This is a genomic window from Rhodopseudomonas rhenobacensis (assembly GCF_014203125.1).
Lineage (GTDB): Bacteria > Pseudomonadota > Alphaproteobacteria > Rhizobiales > Xanthobacteraceae > Rhodopseudomonas_A > Rhodopseudomonas_A rhenobacensis.
In genome coordinates this window covers 80,240-100,016 of record NZ_JACHIH010000005.1, presented here as the reverse complement: position 1 = coordinate 100,016, position 19,777 = coordinate 80,240, and the positions used below count along the sequence as shown (strand labels likewise).

The 19,777-nt window shown below is 65.3% G+C and carries 18 protein-coding genes; 1 reads left to right on the top strand and 17 read right to left on the bottom strand.

Features of this window, described 5'->3' with window-relative positions; translation table 11 throughout:
* Positions 1–42: 42 nt before the first annotated feature.
* The 12 genes from HNR60_RS06765 to HNR60_RS06710 all read right to left on the bottom strand — a co-directional run bounded on the left by HNR60_RS06765 (position 43) and on the right by HNR60_RS06710 (position 15,845).
* Positions 43–1,287, bottom strand: coding sequence for an acetate/propionate family kinase (locus HNR60_RS06765; RefSeq protein ID WP_184255706.1), 1,245 nt, complete (start codon positions 1,285–1,287; stop codon positions 43–45).
* A 219-nt stretch (positions 1,288–1,506) separates the two neighbouring features.
* On the bottom strand, positions 1,507–2,679 hold the full coding sequence (locus HNR60_RS06760) for an acetyl-CoA C-acetyltransferase (RefSeq protein ID WP_184255704.1): 1,173 nt from the start codon (positions 2,677–2,679) through the stop codon (positions 1,507–1,509).
* Between the two features lie 133 nt (positions 2,680–2,812).
* Entirely contained in the window at positions 2,813–3,529 is a 717-nt protein-coding gene (locus tag HNR60_RS06755; RefSeq protein WP_184255702.1) for a 3-oxoacid CoA-transferase subunit B, read from the bottom strand.
* Positions 3,522–4,184 (bottom strand): CoA transferase subunit A, encoded by a 663-nt coding sequence (locus HNR60_RS06750; protein WP_184255700.1) that lies wholly within the window; start codon positions 4,182–4,184, stop codon positions 3,522–3,524. The genes HNR60_RS06755 and HNR60_RS06750 overlap by 8 nt, the downstream gene beginning before the upstream one ends.
* Complete coding sequence (locus tag HNR60_RS06745; protein WP_184255698.1) at positions 4,181–5,161, bottom strand: beta-keto acid cleavage family enzyme; 981 nt, start codon at positions 5,159–5,161, stop codon at positions 4,181–4,183. Before HNR60_RS06745 ends, HNR60_RS06750 begins: the two co-directional genes overlap by 4 nt.
* Before the next feature lie 35 nt (positions 5,162–5,196).
* Entirely contained in the window at positions 5,197–6,594 is a 1,398-nt protein-coding gene (locus HNR60_RS06740; RefSeq protein ID WP_184255799.1) for a GntP family permease, read from the bottom strand.
* Positions 6,595–6,651: 57 nt separating this feature from the next.
* Positions 6,652–7,431: a 3-hydroxybutyrate dehydrogenase gene (locus tag HNR60_RS06735; RefSeq protein ID WP_184255692.1), complete on the bottom strand. Its 780-nt coding sequence runs from the start codon at positions 7,429–7,431 to the stop codon at positions 6,652–6,654.
* Positions 7,432–8,172: 741 nt separating this feature from the next.
* Positions 8,173–8,979 carry an enoyl-ACP reductase FabI gene (gene fabI / locus HNR60_RS06730; protein ID WP_184255696.1) on the bottom strand — a complete coding sequence of 269 codons (807 nt, stop codon included), beginning with the start codon at positions 8,977–8,979 and terminating at the stop codon, positions 8,173–8,175.
* A gap of 120 nt (positions 8,980–9,099) precedes the next feature.
* The gene (locus HNR60_RS06725; protein ID WP_184255694.1) at positions 9,100–9,654 is read right to left on the bottom strand and encodes a MaoC/PaaZ C-terminal domain-containing protein; all 555 of its coding nucleotides are present in this window, start codon (positions 9,652–9,654) and stop codon (positions 9,100–9,102) included.
* Between the two features lie 129 nt (positions 9,655–9,783).
* Positions 9,784–10,563 (bottom strand): 3-hydroxybutyrate dehydrogenase, encoded by a 780-nt coding sequence (locus HNR60_RS06720; protein ID WP_184255692.1) that lies wholly within the window; start codon positions 10,561–10,563, stop codon positions 9,784–9,786.
* A gap of 839 nt (positions 10,564–11,402) precedes the next feature.
* Positions 11,403–14,609 (bottom strand): efflux RND transporter permease subunit, encoded by a 3,207-nt coding sequence (locus HNR60_RS06715; protein WP_184255690.1) that lies wholly within the window; start codon positions 14,607–14,609, stop codon positions 11,403–11,405.
* Positions 14,610–14,636: 27 nt separating this feature from the next.
* Positions 14,637–15,845, bottom strand: a complete 1,209-nt coding sequence (locus HNR60_RS06710; RefSeq protein WP_184255688.1) for an efflux RND transporter periplasmic adaptor subunit — start codon at positions 15,843–15,845, stop codon at positions 14,637–14,639.
* A gap of 102 nt (positions 15,846–15,947) precedes the next feature.
* Here HNR60_RS06710 and HNR60_RS06705 point away from each other — a divergent pair, with 102 nt between their 5' ends.
* Complete coding sequence (locus HNR60_RS06705; protein ID WP_184255686.1) at positions 15,948–16,595, top strand: TetR/AcrR family transcriptional regulator; 648 nt, start codon at positions 15,948–15,950, stop codon at positions 16,593–16,595.
* 292 nt (positions 16,596–16,887) lie between these two features.
* Here HNR60_RS06705 and HNR60_RS06700 read toward each other — a convergent pair whose 3' ends face one another.
* From HNR60_RS06700 to cobS, 5 genes are all read right to left on the bottom strand, one after another.
* Positions 16,888–17,364, bottom strand: coding sequence for a DUF3833 family protein (locus HNR60_RS06700; protein WP_184255684.1), 477 nt, complete (start codon positions 17,362–17,364; stop codon positions 16,888–16,890).
* Positions 17,365–17,440: 76 nt separating this feature from the next.
* Positions 17,441–17,563, bottom strand: a complete 123-nt coding sequence (locus HNR60_RS24305; RefSeq protein ID WP_283810620.1) for a hypothetical protein — start codon at positions 17,561–17,563, stop codon at positions 17,441–17,443.
* A 45-nt stretch (positions 17,564–17,608) separates the two neighbouring features.
* The gene (cobF, locus tag HNR60_RS06695; RefSeq protein WP_184255682.1) at positions 17,609–18,367 is read right to left on the bottom strand and encodes a precorrin-6A synthase (deacetylating); all 759 of its coding nucleotides are present in this window, start codon (positions 18,365–18,367) and stop codon (positions 17,609–17,611) included.
* Positions 18,368–18,381: 14 nt separating this feature from the next.
* Positions 18,382–18,942: a histidine phosphatase family protein gene (locus HNR60_RS06690; protein ID WP_184255680.1), complete on the bottom strand. Its 561-nt coding sequence runs from the start codon at positions 18,940–18,942 to the stop codon at positions 18,382–18,384.
* Between the two features lie 7 nt (positions 18,943–18,949).
* A complete protein-coding gene (gene cobS, locus HNR60_RS06685) occupies positions 18,950–19,732 on the bottom strand; it encodes an adenosylcobinamide-GDP ribazoletransferase (RefSeq protein WP_184255677.1) in 783 nt (260 codons plus the stop codon).
* Positions 19,733–19,777: the final 45 nt, after the last annotated feature.

The window sequence follows — 19,777 nt, the reverse complement described above, 5'->3', positions numbered from 1 at the left end:
CCGATCGATCGACGAGTCACAAGTAACTGGGCGCCTGAGCGATCAGGCGAAGTGAAGGTCGCGGGGCTGCGCCGGAACTCCGGTCGCGGGAAAAATCCCGACCACGGTCGCCGCGTCATTGGCGATCAGTCCCTCTTCATCGGTGGGGATGACGACCGCGGTCGGCCGCCGGCTGCGGCTGATCCGGCCGGAACGACCGCCGACCATCCGCTCATTGGCCTCGCGGTTCAGGGTGAAGCCGAACACCCGCAGGCTCTCGATGGTCTTGGCGCGGATCAGCGCCGAGTTCTCGCCGATGCCGCCGGTGAACACCAAGGCGTCGAAATTATCCAGCGAGGCGGCGAGCCCGCCGATGTGGCGCGCCAGCCGATGCACGAACACGTCGAGCGCCAGGATGGCGCCGGCGTGGCCGGATTTGGCGGCCTGCTCCAGCGTGCGGCAGTCGCTGGACAGTTCGGAAACGCCGAGCAGACCGCTCTCTTTGTTCAGCATGGCGTCGACCTCGTCGAGGTTCAGCCGCGCGGTGCGGGCGATATGCGCCACCGCGCCGAAGTCGATGTCGCCGGAGCGGGTGCCCATCACCAGACCCTCGATCGGCGTCATGCCCATCGTGGTGTCGACGCTCTCGCCGTTGCTGACCGCGGTGGCGGAGGCGCCGTTGCCGAGATGCGCGATGACGATGCCATGATCCTGCGGATCGAGCCGTAGTAGCTCGACCGTCTGGCGCGCGACGTAGCGATGCGAGGTGCCGTGGAAGCCGTAACGCCGCACGCCGTAATCGCGATAGAGGTGCTGCGGGATCGCGTAAGTATAGGCCGCGCACGGCATGGTCTGGTGGAACGCGGTGTCGAACACCACGACCTGGGGCACCGACGGCAGGCCTTGCGAGCAGGCCTGGATGCCGAGCAGATTGGCCGGGCCGTGCAGCGGCGCCAGCGCCGACACCGCCTCGATGTCGGCGAGAACTTCCGGCGTCACCAAGGCAGAGGCGGTGAAGCGCTCGCCGCCGTGCACGACGCGGTGCCCGACGACGACGATGCGATCGAGCAGGCTCTGCTCGTCGAGATAGCGCAGGATCGCCGCCATCGCCGCGTCATGGGCGCCGGCGTGCAGCGCATTCGTGGTCTTGGTCTCGCCGGACTTGATCACCAGCCTCGCCTCGGCAAGCCCGAGACATTCCGCCAGACCGCTCGCCAGCGGCGCGCCGCCGAGCGCGGGAATCACCGCGAATTTGATCGACGACGACCCGCAATTGATCACCAGGACGAGTTGCGATGTATAGGACATGTGGATTCCATGTTGCTGATAGCGACAAACGACGTCGGCCGACGGCCGAAACAAGGCGCGACAAAGCGATCGCGGACTCGTGGTCCGTTCCGCGTAACGACTCGATCCAGACTCCCGCGATTTGAGCGTCCGCAGGCGGCGACGCGGAGCCGGTCTGTTACCGGCCCGGGCGGAGCAACTCCTCGAGAGACCACGGCCTCCCGAGGAGTTGCGGCCGCGCTAGCGTTCGACGCAGAGCGCGACGCCCATGCCGCCGCCGATGCAAAGCGTGGCGAGACCCTTCTTGGCCTCGCGCTTCTGCATTTCGTGCAGCAGCGTGACGAGGATGCGCGCGCCGGATGCGCCGATCGGATGGCCGAGCGCGATCGCGCCGCCATTGACGTTGACCCGCTCCGGATCCCAGCCCATCTCCTTGTTCACCGCCAACGCCTGAGCGGCGAAGGCCTCGTTGGCTTCGATGAGATCGAGCGCATCGACGCTCCAGCCGGCTTTGCGCAGCGCGAGGCGGCTGGCCGGGATCGGGCCGGTGCCCATGATGGTGGGATCGACGCCGGCGGTGGCCCAGGACGCGATCCGCGCCAGCGGCACCAGACCGCGGCGGACCGCATCCTCTTCACGCATCAGCACCAGTGCGGCGGCGCCATCATTGAGACCGGAGGCGTTGCCGGCGGTCACCGTGCCGTCCTTGGCGAAAGCCGGGCGCAGTTTGGCCAGGGTCTCCGCCGTGGTACCAGGCTTCGGATGTTCGTCGCACTCGACCACCACGTCGCCCTTGCGGGTCTTGACGGTGATGGCAACGAGTTCATCGCGGAAACGACCGCTCTGCTGGGCGGCTGCCGCCTTCTGCTGCGACTTCAAGGCGAACGCGTCCTGCGCCTCGCGGGTGATGCCAAAGGCCCGCGCGACGTTCTCTGCGGTGGTTCCCATATGGTAGTTGTTGAAGGCTTCCCACAATCCGTCCTTGATCATGGTGTCCTGCAGTTCGGCATTGCCCATCTTGATGCCGCCGCGCAGGTGTACGAAGTGCGGCGACAGGCTCATGCTTTCCTGGCCGCCGACCACCATGATCTCGGCGTCGCCGGCCTGGATCGCCTGGGCGCCGAGCGCGACGCTGCGCAACCCGGAGCCGCAGACCTGGTTGATGCAGAACGCGCTGGATTCGGCGGGAATCCCGGCGGCGATCGCCGCCTGTCGCGCCGGGTTCTGACCCTGCCCCGCGGTGAGCACGTGGCCGAGGATGACCTCGCTCACGTCGGCCGGTTCGGTGTTGGCGCGAAGCAGCACCTCGCGGATCACGGCGGCGCCGAGATCATGAGCGGGAATGCTGGCGAGGCTGCCATTGAAGGATCCGACCGCGGTGCGAGCGGCAGCGGCGATGACGATGTTACTCATGATGTGGTCCTTGAGGGCGATTCAGAAGAAGCAGTGGCCGATGAAGACAACCGGCAACGTCGCGGCCGTGCCCGGCCGCCATTGCCACCCGCGCCGGCCGTCCGGTCGGCACCGGCAACAATGATATCAACGGTCAACGGACTTGCTCTGGCAGTGGGCTCGATGGCACGACGTCGGCAACCTTGCCGCCGGTCTCCACATCGATCGGCATCGTTGGGACATAGACCGGAATGATCAGCTCGGCCTCGGTGGCAACGATCACCTGTTCGACGGTGACGCCGGGGGCGACCTCGCGCAGCAGCAGGCCGTCGGCCGTCGGCTCGATGACGGCGAGGTCGGTGACGATCAGGTCGACCCGACGCACCGACGTGACCGGCAGCGTGCAGCGCTTCAGGATCTTCGACTGACCCTTGGCGGAATGCTGCATGGCGACGATCACCCGCTTGGCTCCCGACACCAGATCCATCGCGCCGCCCATGCCCGGCACCATCTTGCCCGGCACCATCCAGTTGGCGAGTTGGCCCTGCTGATCCACCTGCAGGCCGCCGAGGACGGTGACATCCAGATGCCCGCCGCGGACCAGCCCGAACGACATCGCGCTGTCGAAGGCCGCAGCCCCCGGCACCGCGCCGATCGGGCCGCCGCCGGCGTCGGTCAAGTCATCGTCCTCCAGTCCTTCCTCCGGCAATGCCTGGACGCCGATCAGGCCATTCTCCGACTGCAGGAACACCTCGATGCCGTCCGGCAGATAGCGCGTCACGAGCGTGGGCAGGCCGATCCCCAGATTAACGAGTTCGCCGTCGTGTAGTTCGAGCGCCACACGCTTGGCGATGATGGTTTTCTCATCCATGACGACGCTCCTTGGCTACCAGGTGATCCACGACGACGTTGGGCGTGACGACCGCGTCGGGCGGGATGACCCCGACCGGCACGATCTCATCGGCCTCGGCAATGACGGTCGTGGCCGCCATCGCCATCAGCGGGTTGAAGTTGCGCGCGGTGAAGGCGTATTCGAGGTTGCCGCCGTAGTCCGCGCGCTTGGCCGCCACCAGGGCGAAGTCGGCCCGCAGCGGCTTCTCCAGCAGGAAGGTCTGGCCGTCGACATCGACGGTCGCCTTGCCCTCCTCGACCAAGGTGCCGAGGCCGGTGAGGGTGAGGATGCCGCCGAGGCCGAAGCCCCCAGCGCGAATCCGTTCGGCCAGCGTTCCCTGCGGCACCAGCTCGACCTGGATCTCGCCGGCGATCATCTGCTTCTGAGTGTCGGCGTTGAGGCCGATGTGGCTGGTGATGACACGGTAGACCAATCGCTCGCTGATCAGCCTGCCGAGACCGACATTGGGGCGTCCGGTGTCGTTGGTGATGATGGTCAGCTCACTCTTGCGCTGTCGCACCAACTCGTCGATCAGCCGCAGTGGTGCGCCGATTCCGGTGAAGCCGCCGATCATCAGAACGGCGCCTTCCGGAATGAGCTCGACCGCGTCGGATAGCGCGATCACCTTTTTCATAGCTGCCCCCCTTTGCCGCCGGCGACCTTGCGCCCCGCGTTGGAGCGGGCCGCCCAGCCCACTTCCGCCTGCCCCTTCAGACCAAGGATCTGACGGGCTTCCGCGGGGCTGGCGATCTCGAAGTTCAATTCCTTGGCGATGCGGATGATCTTCTCGACCTGCTCGGCGCTGCTCTTCGCCAGTTGGCCGGGTCCGATGTAGAGATTGTCCTCCAGCCCGACACGGACGTTGCCGCCCAGGGTCATGGCCAAAGTGAGCAGCGGCATTTGAGTCCTGCCGGCGGCGCAGCACGACCAGACGAAGTTTTCCGCACCGATCAGCTTCTGCGCGGTATCGACCAGGAACAGCAGATTCGCAGGCGTCGCCGGCATGCCGCCCAGGATGCCCATCACGAACTGCAGATAGACCGGAGTCTTCAGCGCGCCGGTGTCGATCAGGTACTTAATGTTGTTGATCATGCCGACGTCATAGACTTCGAGCTCCGGTTTGGTGCCGACTGCCTGCATGCCGGCAGAGAACACCTTGAGGCTCTTGAACGTGTTCGGAAACACCAGGTCTTCCGTGGATTTCAGGTACGGAATCTCCCAGTCGAATTTCGGCTGCTTGACCTTGTCGGCGAGCGGGTGGATCGCGAAGTTCATCGAGCCCGCATTGAGCGAGGCCAATTCCGGTTTCAGGATATTGACCGGCTTGAGCCTTTCCTCGGACGTCATGCCGAGGCCGCCGCCGGTGGTGATGCAGATCGCAGCATCGCATTGCTGATCGATGGCGCTGACGATGTCCTCGAACACATTGACGTCGCTGCTGGGACGACTGTCCTTGGGATCGCGGGCGTGGATGTGGACGACCGCGGCTCCGGCGGCGGCGGCGCCGACCGCCTGCTCGACGACCATGTCCGGGGTGTGGGGGAAATAAGGCGACAGGCTGGGGACGTGGACGCCGCCCGTGATCGCTGCCGTGATGACCAGCTTACTCATAGTCTTTCTCCAATGGTTGATTTGCAGATGAAGGCTCAGACCCATCCGGTCAGGTAGTAGATCCCGATCACCGCGAAAGCGGCGAACGTCTTGCAGATGACGATTCCGAAAATGTAGGGGTAGGCTTCCCGGTGGTTGAGGCCGCAGACCGCCATGATGGTGATGACCGCGCCGTTGTGCGGAAGCGAGTCCATGCCGCCGCTCGCCATGGCGGCGACACGGTGCAACACCTCGAGCGGGATGCCGGCGGCGTTGGCGCTGGCCACGAAGCTGTCGGCCATCGCCGCGAGCGCAATGCTCATGCCGCCCGACGCCGAGCCGACGATTCCGGCCAGCGCATTGATGGTGATGGCCTCGTTCAGCAAGGGATTGGGGATCGATGTCAAAGCGTCGCGAATGACGAGGAAACCCGGCAGCGCGGCGATCACCGAACCGTAGCCGTACTCGGTCGCGGTGTTCATGGTCGCCAGCATGGCGCCACCCACAGCGGTTTGACTGGCCCCTGCAAACTTCGCCTTCAATGTCTTGAAGGAGGTGCAGACCACGAACAGACAGGCGATCGCCAGCGAGATCTCGACCGCCCAGATGCCCTGAAGTGCGGGCAGATTGACCGTGATCGGCTTGGTAATCGCGTTCATCTCCACCACGATCTTGGCCGGGTACCAAACCGGCAGCATCTTGGTGAAAAACAGGTTGAGCACGCCGACCATGACCAAGGGGCTGATCGCCACCCAGGGATTCGGCAGGCTTGCGTCAGCGAGGATTTCGGGTTCCGAGCGCAGTTCGCAGGTCGCCGCATAGCCGCCGCCCTTCGCCATCATGCGGCGGCGAGACCACTCGAGGTAAGCGTAGCCGCTGCAGAAGATCAAAGTCGCACCGATCATCCCAAGCACCGGCGCTGCGTAGATGCTGGTGTGGAAGAACGACGTCGGAATGATGTTGACGATCGCCGGCGTCCCCGGCAGGCAGTCCATCGTGAAGGTCGCGCCACCGAAAATGATGGTGGCGGGAATCAGATTCTTGGGAACGTCAGTGGATCGGCACATTTCCGCTGCGAACGGATAGACGGCGAACGCGACGACGAACAGCGATACTCCGCCGTAGGTCAGCACGGCCGATACGATGCAGATCGCCAGAAGGGTTTGATTGCGGCCGATCATGCGCAGCACCGTGGTCACGATCGACTGCGCAAAGCCCGACATCTCGATGAGCTTGCCGAACAAGGCGCCCAGCAAGAACAGCGGGAAGTAGTTCTCGATGAACGTCACCATCTTGCTCATGAACAGGCCGCTGTAGACCGGCAGAATGTTGCCGGGGTCGGTCAGCATGACGGCGCCGATGGCGGCGATCGGTGCGAATAGGATGACGCTGAAGCCCCGATAAGCCACGAACATCAGGAAGGCGAGTGAAAGGAGGCAGATTAGAAAGTCCATGACTTCCTCCATGAAAGGGGGGGACGGCAGATCCCTCGACCTGCCGTTGGCTGCGCGTCAGTGGGCGGTGTAGCCGCCGTCCACGGCGATGGCGGCGCCGGTGATGGAGCCGGCCTCCTCCGAGCACAGGAAGGCGATGGTGGCGGCGAGGTGTTCGGGCGGGATCATCTTCTTCGTCGGGATTTCGCGGAGGAAGACTTCCTTCATCACCTGATCCTCACGCAGCCCGGTGGCCACCGCCTGCTGCGCGATCTGCTTTTCGATGATCGCGGTCAGCACCGTGCCCGGACACACCGCGTTGCAGGTGACGCCGTGCTCGGCGACTTCGATCGCGATCGATTTGGTCAGGCCGATCAGGCCGTGCTTCGAGGCGACGTAGGCCGGCTTGTGCGGCGCGCCCACCATCCCGAGCACCGACGAGGTGTTGACGATCCGTCCCCAGCCGCGCTCCATCATGCCGGGCACCACGGCCTTGATGATGTGGAACGCAGCGCTCAGATTCACCGCGAGCAACAGATCCCATTTCTCGTCGGGAAAGTTCTGCACCGGCGAGACATGCTGCGTGCCGGCATTGTTCACCACGATGTCGAGCGGACCGAAAGCTTCGACCGCCTGCGCCAGCATGGCGGGGATCTGTTCCGGCCGACTGAGGTCGGCTCCGGAATGGATCACCTTGGTCCCGCTGCGCGCGGCGATCTCGGCGCACAGCCGATCGATCTCGGCGGCGTCACCGAAGCCGTTGAGCATGACGTGGCAGCCGCGATTGGCCAGTTCGCGAGCGGTCGCCAAACCGATTCCACTCGTGGAGCCGGTGACAAGTGCATTTCTGTTCTTCATGATTTGTCCTAGCAACGTCTTCCAGTGGTGAGCGCAACCGCGCCAAGACGCAGGGGATGCGTCGATGATGCCGGTGCTTGGCAAGCCGCGCCTTGTGCTGTCCGTCAGCCCGACCGACCTGTCTTCGACTGCTATCTCCGCGATAGTCCCGAAGGCCGACGTTGAGGTCCGCTCTGCATTCCGCACGTTTCTTGCTGCCAACTACTCAGCAAGCGTCATGCCAACGATGAATCGTCATGTAACTCGATCCGGCAGAGCGGATTTCTGCGCAAATTGCGGATTCCAACGATCCCGGCGGCATCGCCGTGCAGTAATTCTTGACGCGGCTTTGTCCTGAATTCTGACTCGGAACGAGCGGCGGCCTCGACTAACTAAAGCCGGCACCGGAGCCGCAACGACCGACGATCAGCATGCCGCCGGCGGCAACGCATCGCTGCGAGGCGGACCGACGGCTGTCGCGCCCGGTCAAGAAGTCAGTTCGGAGGAAGGCGGGCACGGCCGGCCCTGCTGCGTGAATGCAACTCGGGCCACGTAGCCGGCACCGGCCACAATTCGCCGGCCTGTGCGGCCAGAAACGCGCTGCGCTTCGTCGACGGGAGCCGGGCTCCCGCGCGAAAAACCAGCCACGGAAAAACCCGCTTGACCGGCCGCGGTTATCGCGGCCGATCAAACGGTGTTCAACTTCTAATGGTATGGTTTGGGCTGGAGTTATCGCGCCTTCCAACCCGCTCCTTGCTCGGTTCAGCCGACGGTGTTGTAGCCGCCATCAATGTAGTGAAGTTCGCCGGTGACCGAGCGCGCCTGCTCTGTCATGAGAAAGCCGGAATACGCGCCGACCTCCTCGATCGTGGTGAGCTGATGCGTCAGCGCGCGTTCCGTCGCTTTGGCGATCAACTCGTCGAAGTGACCGATGCCGCTGGCGGCGCGGGTCTTCAGCGGGCCCGGCGAGAGCGTGTTGACCCGAATGCCCTTCAGACCAAGTTCAGACGCCAAATATCGCGTCACGCTTTCCAGCGCGGCCTTCACCGGCCCCATGATGTTGTAGTGATCGACCACCTTGTCGGCGCCGAGATAACTCAGGGTTTGGATCGATCCTCCTTCGGGCATCAGCGGTTCGGCCAGCTTGCTCATGCGGATGAAGGAATGGCACGACACGTCCATTGCCGTCATGAAGCCTTCGCGGGAGCAATCGACGACGCGCCCGTGCAGATCCGCCATCGGCGCAAAGGCAATCGAATGCAGCAGGCCATCCAGCCGACCCCATTTGCTGTTGATCGTGTCGAAGACGGCCTCGAGTTCACCTTCCCGCGTCACGTCGGCCTTCACAATGATCGAGGCATCGAGCTGCTCGGCCAATGGACGGACGAACCGCTCGGATTTGTCGTTCAAATACGTGATCGCAAGGTCAGCACCCATGGCGCGGTAAGCCTTGGCACATCCCCATGCGATCGAGTTTTCGTTGGCGATGCCGACGACAAGGATTTTCTTGCCGGACAGGCTAAACAGCCCCTGGTCAGGGGACAGGGTGGAAAAAGAATTGTCGTCCATTGTGGTAGCTCCGGTTCTCAACTGAGGTCCATTAGGTGGAAGGATCGCGATCGCACCGATCAAAGGTTGTCGGGCGAGCGGTCGTTTTGGGTCTGACGCTGCGTAGCAACGCGACGGCAGTCAGGCCGGAACGGTGTGCGACTGCCGAGGCAGCGCCTGGTGTCTCTCTTGGTGGAGCACCTGCAGTTCCGGCAAATCGGGGCGCTGCCGCACAATCCGTTCGACCGGCGCGATCACAAGAGCGGTTCCGACAACCACATCCGTGCCGTCCTGGTTCAAGCAGCGGCAGTCCAGCGTAACCCGCTTCTTCTCGTCGTCCTTGGCGGTCACCGTCACCGTGACGGTGATCCGGTCGCCGGGCTTGACCGGGCAACAGAACCGCAGGCTCTGGCTCAAATAGATCGCGCCAGGCCCAGGCAGCATGGTTCCGAGGATCGTCGAGATGAACCCCGCGGTGATCATGCCGTGGGCTACGACGCCGTTGAACATCGAGGCGGCGGCGAATTCGTCGTCGAGATGCGCCGGGTTCACGTCACCGGAGAGCGCCGCGAAAATGGCGATGTCTTTTCGAGTCACCGTGCGGATGAAGCCCGCCGAACTACCAATTTGCAACTCGTCATACGTGACGTTCTCGATCAGCGTCGGCGTGATGGTGTCATTGAGGAGAGTGTCCATGATAGTCGTTCCTAAAGTGCAAGTATTTGAGCGGGAGCGCGACGGTGGCCAGATCAACGGCAAAGCGCGCTCCACTTCCGCAGGCAAAGTGCACTCGGGCAGATCCCTCGACCTGCCGTTGGCTGCGCGTCAGTGGGCGGTGTAGCCGCCGTCCACGGCGATGGCGGCGCCGGTGATGGAGCCGGCCTCCTCCGAGCACAGGAAGGCGATGGTGGCGGCGAGGTGTTCGGGCGGGATCATCTTTTTGGTGGGGATTTCCCGGAGGAAGACTTCCTTCATCACCTGATCCTCACGCAGCCCGGTGGCCACCGCCTGCTGAGCGATCTGCTTTTCGATGATCGCGGTCAGCACCGTGCCCGGACACACCGCGTTGCAGGTGACGCCATGCTCGGCGACTTCGATCGCGATCGATTTGGTCAGGCCGATCAGGCCGTGCTTCGAGGCGACGTAGGCCGGCTTGTGCGGCGCGCCCACCATCCCGAGCACCGACGAGGTGTTGACGATCCGTCCCCAGCCCCGCTCCATCATCCCGGGCACCACGGCCTTGATGATGTGGAACGCAGCGCTCAGATTCACCGCGAGCAACAGATCCCATTTCTCGTCGGGAAAGTTCTGCACCGGCGAGACATGCTGCGTGCCGGCGTTGTTCACCACGATGTCGAGCGGGCCGAAAGCTTCGACCGCCTGCGCCAGCATGGCGGGGATCTGTTCCGGCCGACTGAGGTCGGCTCCGGAATGGATCACCTTGGTCCCGCTGCGCGCGGCGATCTCGGCGCACAGCCGATCGATCTCGGCGGCGTCACCGAAGCCGTTGAGCATGACGTGGCAGCCGCGATTGGCCAGTTCGCGAGCGGTCGCCAAACCGATTCCACTCGTGGAGCCGGTGACAAGTGCATTTCTGTTCTTCATGATTTGTCCTAGCAACGTCTTCCAGTGGTGAGCGCAACCGCTCAGGGATTGCGCACAGCCGTTCCTGCGGACAGATCAGCAAGCGCCGTGCCAGACGAACTAATCGATGTATAACAATGGATTAGTCGGCCACGGCGACGCCGGAGCGGCATCGGTGTCCGCGATCCCGCACAGTGGTGTCGCCGCGCGGCGCCGATATCGCAGAATCTGCAGCCAACGCGGTGCGCCGATTGTTGACAGCCGCCTGTCTCGAATTCTGACGTTGGGCTGCTGCGGCGCTTCGGCATACCCGGACTGCAAACGTGACCAATGCAACCAGGGGTAAGAGAGGTGGTCCCGGAAATCTGCATCGACGATGAGTGGAATCTCCGCCTGACGGCGGCGATGACCGCCGCGACCAGGAGAGACCATGAGCAGACGACCGTGCCGGAACCACACGTCGGCTTTCAAAGGTTGCGTTGGCGGCCATCAAGGGCGACCGAACGCACGATCGCGCAGATTGGCGTCGTACGCTGCGCTACGCGCGAGCGACCCAATGCATAGCAAGTTGCGATATCACTCGCTGCGCACGCCGCAAACCAGATCGCTGCTGCATCTGGTATTGCGCAGCCGATCGAGCCCGCGCTCAAGAGCCGATTGTACTTCGCTTTTGCGATGTCCCGGTCCGATCCATCATCGGCGCGACGGAAGACCTATTGGCTCGATCGGTCGGCATCCTTCGAGGCGTTCATCTGGTGAGAGCTGCATCCGATCTGCAATCTGCGCGAGGCCGCCGGGTTTTCCGGCTTTTTGATGCGTCGGCGCCGCAGATCGCACGACGCGACCGCAGGCAACCGCGGTCATCCGGCCGCGGGCTCGACGGTGACGGGCTCGTCCTCGGCGGCGAGCGTCCCGCCGCTGCCGTGCTGGACCAGCGGCTTGGAGCCGCTGACGGTGCGCAGCAGCACATAGAACACCGGAGTCAGGAACAGCCCGAACAGCGTCACCCCGATCATCCCGGAGAACACCGCGACGCCCATGGCGCGGCGCATCTCCGCGCCGGCGCCGGTCGACAGCACCAGCGGCAGCACGCCCATGATGAACGCCATCGACGTCATCAGGATCGGCCGCAATCGCAACCGGCTGGCCTCGATCGCCGCCTTGATCGGCGAGCGGCCGGCGAACTCCAATTCGCGGGCGAATTCGACGATCAGGATGGCGTTCTTCGCCGACAGCCCGACCAGCACGATCAGCCCGATCTGGGTGAACACGTTGTTGTCGCCCTTCGACAGCCAGACGCCGAACATCGCGGCCAGAAGCCCCATCGGCACGATCATGATGATCGACAATGGCAGCGCCAGGCTCTCGTACAGCGCGGCCAGCACCAGGAACACCAACAGGATCGCCAGCGGAAACACCCACAGCCCGGAATTGCCGGCGATGAACTGCTGATAGGTGAGATCGGTCCATTCGAAGGCGAAGCCCGGCGGCAGCGTCTCCGCCGCGATCCGGGTCGCCGCGTCCTGCGCCTGGCCTGAGGAATAGCCCGGCGCCGCCGCGGCGTTGACGTCCGACGACAGAAACCCGTTGTAGCGGATCGCGCGCTCGGGGCCGGCGCTCTGGAGAATCTTCAACAGCGCGGCGAGCGGCACCATGTCGCCCGAGGCCGAGCGCACCTTGAGCTGGCGGATGTCGTCGGCCCGCGCCCGGAACGGCGCGTCGGCCTGCACATAGACCGAATAGGTGCGGCCGAATTTGTTGAAGTCGTTGACGTAGTACGAGCCGAGATAGATCTGCAGGGTGTTGAACACCTCGGTCACCGGCACGCCGAGCTGCAACGCCTTGGTGCGGTCGATGTCGGCGAACAATTGCGGCACGTTGACCTGGAAGCTGGAGAACGTCCCGGCGATCTCCGGCGCCTTCGCCATCGCCGCGAGGAACGCCTTGGTGGCCTCGTTCAGCGCGTCGTAGCCGAGCCCGGCGCGGTCCTCGATCTGCAGCTTGAAGCCGCCGATGGTGCCGAGCCCGTTGACCGGCGGCGGCGGAAACATCGCGATGAACGCCTCCTGGATGCCGGCATATTTCTTGTTCAGCTCCATGGCGACCGCGGCGCCGCTGAGCGAGGCGTCCTTGCGCTCCTCGAACGGCTTCAGCGTCGAGAACACGATGCCGGCGTTCGACGAGTTGGTGAATCCGCTGATCGACAGCCCGGGAAACGCCACCGAGCTTTCGACGCCGGGCTGGGTCGCCGCGACGTCGCTCATGGTGCGGATCACCTGCTCGGTGCGGTCGAGCGTGGCGCCGTCGGGTAGCCGCGCGAAGCCGACCAGATACTGCTTGTCCTGGCCCGGCACGAAGCCGCCCGGCACCAGGTTGAACAGCCAGACGGTGGCGCCGACCAGCACCACATAGACGCCCATCACCAGCGCCTTGTTGGAGATCACGCCGCCGACGCCGCGGCTGTAGCCCTGCGCCGAGCGCGCGAACACACGGTTGAAGCCGCGGAAGAACCAGCCCAGCGCGCGGTCGAGGATCCGGGTCAGCCGGTCCTTCGGATCGTTGTGCCCCTTCAGCAGCAGCGCCGCCAGCGCCGGCGACAGCGTCAGCGAATTGATCGCCGAGATCACCGTGGAGATCGCAATGGTCAGCGCGAACTGCTTGTAGAATTGCCCGGTCAGGCCGCTGATGAAGGCCAGCGGCACGAACACCGCGATCAGCACCAAGGCGATGGCGATGATCGGCCCCGACACTTCCTTCATCGCCTGGTAGGTGGCGTCGCGCGGCGAGCGGCCGCCCTCGATGTTGCGCTCGACGTTCTCCACCACCACGATGGCGTCGTCGACCACGATGCCGATTGCCAGCACCAAGCCGAACAGGCTGAGCGCGTTGATCGAAAATCCGAACAAGTGCATCACCGCAAAGGTGCCGACGATCGACACCGGCACCGCGAGCAACGGAATGATCGACGCCCGCCAGGTCTGCAGGAACAGGATCACCACCACCACCACTAGCGCGATGGCTTCCAGCAAAGTGTGGATCACGGCTTCGATGGAAAAGCGGACGAATTGCGTCGGGTCGTAGACGATCTGGTACGCCACGCCTTCCGGCATGGTCTTCTGGATCTCCGCCATGGTGGCGCGGACGCTGTCGGAGATCTGCAGCGCGTTCGAGCCGGGCGCCTGGAAGATCGGAATCGCCACCGCCTGCTTGTTGTCGAGCAGCGAGCGCAGGCCGTATTCCGAAGCGCCGAGCTCAACACGCGCGACGTCGCGCAGCCGCGTCACCTCGCCCTGCGCCCCGCTCTTGACCACGATGTCGCGGAATTGCTCTTCGGTGGAAAGCCGGCCCTCGGCATTGACGGAGAGCTGCAGGTCGAGCCCCTTGACGCTCGGCGAGGCGCCGACCACGCCGGCGGCGGCTTCGACGTTCTGCGCCTGGATCGCCTTGACGATGTCGCTGGCGGTCAGCCCGTGTTCCGCCGCCTTCTGCGGATCGACCCAGATCCGCATCGAATAGTCGCCGGCGCCGTACAGCTGCACGTCGCCGACGCCGTCGAGCCGCGCCAGCCGATCCTTGACGTTGAGCACCGCGTAGTTGCGCAAATACGTCATGTCGTAGCGGTTGTTCGGCGACAGCAGATGCACCACCATGGTGAGGTCGGGCGAACTCTTCTTGGTGATGATGCCGAGCTGGCGGACCACCGCGGGCAGCCGCGGCTCGGCCTGCGCCACGCGGTTCTGCACCAGTTGCTGCGCCTTGTCGGGGTCGGTGCCGAGCCGGAACGTCACCGTCAGCGTCATCGCACCGTCGGTGGTGGCCTGGCTCGCCATATAGAGCATGCCTTCGACGCCGTTGATCTGCTCCTCGATCGGGGTCGCCACCGTCTCGGCGATCACTTTCGGGTTGGCGCCCGGATAGGTGGCGCGCACCACCACCGACGGCGGCACCACGTCGGGATATTCCGAGATCGGCATCGACAACAGCGAGATCAGCCCGGCCAGGAAGATCAGCACCGACAAGACGCCGGCGAAGATCGGACGATCGATGAAGAATTTCGAAAGATTCATGGCCGCGCTCCGCTGCGAGGTTTGTGGTTAGCGCTGCGCAAGCTGGCGAGCGCCGCCGGCGTCGGCCAGTTCGGACTTCACCAGCGCGCCGGGGCGCACCCGCTGCAGGCCGTTGACCACGACGCGGTCGCCGGACTGCAGCCCGGAGGTCACGATGCGCAGCCCCTCGACATTGCCGCCGAGCGTGATCGCGCGGTACATCGCGCGGCTGTCGTTGCCGACCACCATGACGAACTTCTTGTCCTGGTCGGTGCCGATCGCGCGCTCTTCCAGCATCACCAGCGTCTGCTGCTGCGGCTGGCCCATCCGCAGCCGCGCGAACTGGCCGGGGATCAGCTTGCCGTCGGCGTTGTCGAACGCCGCGCGGACCCGGATGGTGCCGCTCTGGCCGTTGACCTGATTGTCGATCAGCTGGATGTGGCCCTTGGCCGCATCGCCGCCCGACGACGAGGTCGACATCTCGACCGGGATGCGGTCGAGCTTGCCGGAGGCGCCGCCGATCGAGCCGAGCGCGCGGATCACCACGTCCTCATCGGCATCGAAGCTCGCATAGATCGGGTTGACCGAAACCAACGAGGTCAGCACCGGCGACTGCGTCCCGGCCGCGACCAGATTGCCGACGGTGACTTCGATCTTGCCGACCCGGCCGGCAACCGGGGCACGGACCTTGGTGTAGTCGAGATTGAGCCTGGCCGATTGCAGCGTGGCTTCCGCCGCCGCCACATTGGCGATGGCTTCGCGATTTGCGTTCTCGCGCTGATCGAAGTCGCGCCGGGTGACCACGTTGTTGCTGACCAGCTGGCGGCCGCGCTCGAGTTCGCCGGCGGCGAACAGCGCGCGGGCTTTCGCCGCCTCGAGCTGCGCCTGCGCCTTGTCGACCTCCGCCGCATAAGGCGCGGGGTCGATCTCGAACAGCACGTCGCCGGCCTTGACCAGCGCGCCTTCGGTGAAGCGCGTGGTCTGGATCGCGCCGGCGACCCGCGGCCGCAGCTCGACGCGATTCACGGCTTCGAGCCGCCCGGAGAAATCGTCCCACAGCGTGGCCTGGCGAGGCTGCACCACCGCGACCGTCACGGGGACGGCTTGCTCGGGGGGCGGTGAGCTCGCGGTGGCCTGCTCAACATGGAAATAGCGGTCGGCAACAACCGATCCGCCGAGGAGGACGGCCCCGGCGACGGCCAGGCCGATGGTTCGACGAAAACGAGGGGACGGCGGGACAATGGCGGTCGACGTCATGTGGCGCTCCATAACTGTAGTGCTCACTACAGATGTAGAGGTAGACGCTCGCCGTCAAGAGGATTATGTATCGGACACTAAGAAAAGTCGAGGTACCTGAATATGGCGATGGGTCGTCCCCGCTGTTTCGACGCCGAAAAGGCGCTGGACGAAGCGATGGAAGTCTTCTGGCGGCACGGTTATGAGGGCGCAACGATTGCGCAACTCACTGAAGCCATGGGCATAAATCCGCCAAGCCTGTACGCGGCGTTCGGCAGCAAGGAAGGTCTGTTGCGGGCCGCGCTGGACCGTTACACCGCCAAGCGAGGGGCGTTTTTGACCGAAACGCTCTGCGCGCCGACTGCTCGTGTGGTGGCCGAGCGGCTACTGATGGGGATCGCGGAGGCGCAGACCGACCCGTCCCATCCGCCGGGCTGCCTGTTGGTGCAAGGCGGACTGGCCTGCGGTAGCGGCTCGGAAAATGTCCCGTTTGAGCTCGCCTCGCGCCGCGCCGAGACCGAGCATCGGTTACGGCAGCGGTTCGAACGCGCCAAGGCCGAGGGCGATCTGACCGCCACCGCGGATCCGGCGGCGCTGGCGCGCTATCTCTCTGCGGTGATCGTGGGGATGAGCGTGATGGCGTCGTCCGGCGCCGGCCGCGAGGAACTCCGCGAGGTCGCCCGCCTGTCGTTAAAAGCCTTCGAGCAGCAGGCCGAAACCGTCACCAAAGCCAGCGCGAGCACGCCGATCGTCGCGCTGATCCAGCCATAGCGCGGGTCGAGCAGCGCCGGCAGCAGCAGCATGACGACACCGAACACGGCGTCGAGGCCGAGGTGGACCGGAACGCTGATCAGCTTGACCACGCCCCACTGGTAATCGGTGAGCAGGCTGTAGGCGATGCCGAGGCAGCCCAACACGACTCAGCTCCACCGCGCTGCTCCTTGCCAGTCGACCAGGAACGGCAGCGCGATCACCAACGCCGACACGAGATAATCGATCGCTCCATGGAGTGAGGTCGGCACAATCCGCATGTATTCCTCCCGACGGCCGACCTTTGCGTCGCTCAGAGCTTGCGATAGGTGACGTGCGCCGTGCCGAACGGCACGCCGGCGCGGCCGGCGCTGCCGCGGACGATGCAGGCGCGGTCGTCGATCCGGTAGAACCAATCGTCGAAATTCAGCTTGGTGGTGCTGCCGTCCTTCTGAGGGGTCTCGCGCGTGTAGCGCCAATTGAAGGCGCAGCCCTCGGCCTCGCCCGTGGCCTCGCCGTCGAGCCGCGTTTCCGAGCCGTTGTATTTGCCGGGACCGAGCTTGCGGATGGTCCAGCGCAGCGTGTCTTCGTGGCCATCGTCGAAGTGATAGGTCTCGGTGAAATGCACCGCCTGCTCCGCCGCGCTCCATCGGCCTTCGGCGGCGATGGTGGCGCGCATCTGCAAGCCCCCGATCAGGCTTTCGATCACGCCCCAGCCCTCCAGCCGGCCGTCGAAGAATTCCTCCGGCAGGAAGACCGGAGTGGTGCCCTTGAAATCGTCGATCGCCATCGTTGCTCCAATGCAGTGTTCGTGTCAGCCACGAACCCGGAGGAGATCGACTTGTTCCCGGCGCAGGAGCAGCAGCTCAGCCGAACAGGCCGAAGAACCAGCCTGCGACGGCCAGGACCGGCACCACTGCGATTGCGATGAGCAGCAACGGCGCGGGCTCATTGCCGGTTCGTTTGCTGTCGATATCTTTTTCTGCCATGGCGGACGAACGCATTCACCTACGGCAGGTTCCGGCGAGCGCGCATCATGCCGGCGCGGAACGGCGTAGCAGGTAGATGTCCATGATCCAGCCGTGCCGCGCGCGCGCCTCGGCCCGCACCGTGGCGATCTGGTCCTTGACCTCCGCGAGCGGCCCAGCGATCAGAATCTCGTCGGGCGTGCCGAGATAAGCACCCCAGAATATCTCCAGATCCGGCTCGGTCAGTTGCGCAAAGGCTTGCGTGCCGTCGAGCATCACCACGACGCTGCCGGCCTCGCTGGGAAAGCCGTCCGCAAGCTTGCGCCCGGTGGTCAACGTGACCGGCTCGCCGATCTGGTTCAACGCGATGCGGTGCTTCGCCGCCAGCACCTGCACGCTGCTGATGCCGGGAATCACCTCGTAGTCGAGCGCGAGCCCCTTGGCGCGCAGCCGTTCGATGATCCGCAGCGTGCTGTCGTACAGTGCCGGATCGCCCCACACCAACAGCCCGCCGATCTGGCCGTCGGCGAGATGCTGTTGGAACTGACGGCCGTACCGATCGGCGAGCTCGGCGTGCCAGTGATCGACATTGTCCTGATAGCAGCCGGCGGCGGCGCGTTGCGGCACCTCGATGGCGACCATGTCGACGTCCTTGCGCGCGACGAAGCGCTGCAGAATCGTGGTGCGCAGCTGTTTCAACGCCGCCTTCTCGGTGCCCTTGTCGGGCACGAAGAACACGTCGACGCGGTTCAGCGCCTTGATCGCCTGCTGCGTCAGATAGTCCGGATCGCCGGCGCCGATGCCGATCACCAGAATTTTTCGCATCTTCCCCTCAACGCTCACCGATTGACATAGACCACGCGCCAGCCGCCCTGCAGCCGATCGATCCTGGTCAGCGACAGCGGATCGATGACGAAGCGCAGCGCCGGATCCGGCGCGATGTCGAGTGCGATCGCCAAGGCGGCGCGCACCGTGCCGGAATGCACCACCAGCACCACGTCGCCGGGCGGCAAACCATCGACCCCCTCGCGCACGCGAACAATCTGGTCGGCAAAGCTTTCGCCGCCGGGCGGGCGATTGACGGCGGGCGCCCGCCAGAACGCGGTGTAGGCGTCGCCGAGTTCTCGGGCGAGGTCCTCGTGACGGCGGCCGGTCCAAGCGCCGAAATGCTGCTCGCGAAATTTTGGCTCGGCTATCGGCTGCAACGCCAGCGCCGCCGCGGTCTGCAGCGTGCGGCGACTGGAACTGGCATAGCAGGCCGCGTCCGCCGGCAGCCGCGAACGCAACGCCGCGATGGCCTCGGCATTACTGGTGTCGGCCGAAGCGTCGCCGTCGTGAATGACGCCGCGGGGCCCCGCCACCGGCGCGTGCCGCACCAGCCACAGCCGCGTCTCTGTCATCACGCCCTCACCCGAACCGCGCCGCGAGCATCACCAGTACCGCGGTTTCCGCCACCTGCTCGGCGGCGCCGAACACGTCGCCGGTGACGCCGCCGATCTGCCGCCACGCCAGCAAGGCGACCGCGGCGGCGCCGGCCGCAGTGAGCAGCAGCGCCAGAATCGCAGCTTTCAGCGGCAGGCAGAGCAGCGCGATCACCACCGCAAGCCCGACCGCCACCAGCGCGCCGGCCGCGGCCGGTCGGCCCGCCATCTTGCCGAGGCCGTCGGCGCGGGCGAACGGCATGTTCGCCGCCAGCACCGGAATTGCCGCGCGGCCCAGCGCGTGCGCCGCGACCAGCGCCGGAACCACCATCGCCGCCGGCAGCGCCGCCAGTGCCGCGAGCCGCGTCGCGAAGCCGACCAGCAGCACCAGCGTGCCATAGGTGCCGAGCCGGCTGTCGCGCATGATCGAGAGCTTGGCGGCGCGGTCGCGGCCGCCGCCGAAGCCGTCGCCGACGTCGGCGAGTCCGTCTTCGTGCAACGCGCCGGTCAGCGCCGCACTGGCGCCGAGCGCGAGCGCGGCCGCGCCCAACGCCGGCACGCCCATGCCCAGCAAGGCGACGTCGACCATGCCGACGACGATGCCGATCAGCGCGCCGACGATCGGGAACAGCCGTTGCGCGCGCGCGATGTCGGGCGGCACCGCGCCTTCCGGATGCGGCATCGGCACCCGCGTCAAGAGCGCCGTCGCGATGCGCAGATCGTCGAGCCACTCGCCGAGTTGACCGGACTTCGGATCATCATTCGCCATGGTGCCGTCTCACAATTGCGTTGCGCCGCGGCCGATCGCGCCAAC

Bases quoted from the DNA above. Each gene is read 5' to 3' on its own strand.
- HNR60_RS06765 (WP_184255706.1), bottom strand. From the start codon at position 1,287: ATGTCCTATACATCGCAACTCGTCCTGGTGATCAATTGCGGGTCGTCG.
- HNR60_RS06760 (WP_184255704.1), bottom strand. From the start codon at position 2,679: ATGAGTAACATCGTCATCGCCGCTGCCGCTCGCACCGCGGTCGGATCC.
- HNR60_RS06755 (WP_184255702.1), bottom strand. From the start codon at position 3,529: ATGGATGAGAAAACCATCATCGCCAAGCGTGTGGCGCTCGAACTACAC.
- HNR60_RS06750 (WP_184255700.1), bottom strand. From the start codon at position 4,184: ATGAAAAAGGTGATCGCGCTATCCGACGCGGTCGAGCTCATTCCGGAA.
- HNR60_RS06745 (WP_184255698.1), bottom strand. From the start codon at position 5,161: ATGAGTAAGCTGGTCATCACGGCAGCGATCACGGGCGGCGTCCACGTC.
- HNR60_RS06740 (WP_184255799.1), bottom strand. From the start codon at position 6,594: ATGGACTTTCTAATCTGCCTCCTTTCACTCGCCTTCCTGATGTTCGTG.
- HNR60_RS06735 (WP_184255692.1), bottom strand. From the start codon at position 7,431: ATGAAGAACAGAAATGCACTTGTCACCGGCTCCACGAGTGGAATCGGT.
- fabI (WP_184255696.1), bottom strand. From the start codon at position 8,979: ATGGACGACAATTCTTTTTCCACCCTGTCCCCTGACCAGGGGCTGTTT.
- HNR60_RS06725 (WP_184255694.1), bottom strand. From the start codon at position 9,654: ATGGACACTCTCCTCAATGACACCATCACGCCGACGCTGATCGAGAAC.
- HNR60_RS06720 (WP_184255692.1), bottom strand. From the start codon at position 10,563: ATGAAGAACAGAAATGCACTTGTCACCGGCTCCACGAGTGGAATCGGT.
- HNR60_RS06715 (WP_184255690.1), bottom strand. From the start codon at position 14,609: ATGAATCTTTCGAAATTCTTCATCGATCGTCCGATCTTCGCCGGCGTC.
- HNR60_RS06710 (WP_184255688.1), bottom strand. From the start codon at position 15,845: ATGACGTCGACCGCCATTGTCCCGCCGTCCCCTCGTTTTCGTCGAACC.
- HNR60_RS06705 (WP_184255686.1), top strand. From the start codon at position 15,948: ATGGCGATGGGTCGTCCCCGCTGTTTCGACGCCGAAAAGGCGCTGGAC.
- HNR60_RS06700 (WP_184255684.1), bottom strand. From the start codon at position 17,364: ATGGCGATCGACGATTTCAAGGGCACCACTCCGGTCTTCCTGCCGGAG.
- HNR60_RS24305 (WP_283810620.1), bottom strand. From the start codon at position 17,563: ATGGCAGAAAAAGATATCGACAGCAAACGAACCGGCAATGAGCCCGCG.
- cobF (WP_184255682.1), bottom strand. From the start codon at position 18,367: ATGCGAAAAATTCTGGTGATCGGCATCGGCGCCGGCGATCCGGACTAT.
- HNR60_RS06690 (WP_184255680.1), bottom strand. From the start codon at position 18,942: ATGACAGAGACGCGGCTGTGGCTGGTGCGGCACGCGCCGGTGGCGGGG.
- cobS (WP_184255677.1), bottom strand. From the start codon at position 19,732: ATGGCGAATGATGATCCGAAGTCCGGTCAACTCGGCGAGTGGCTCGAC.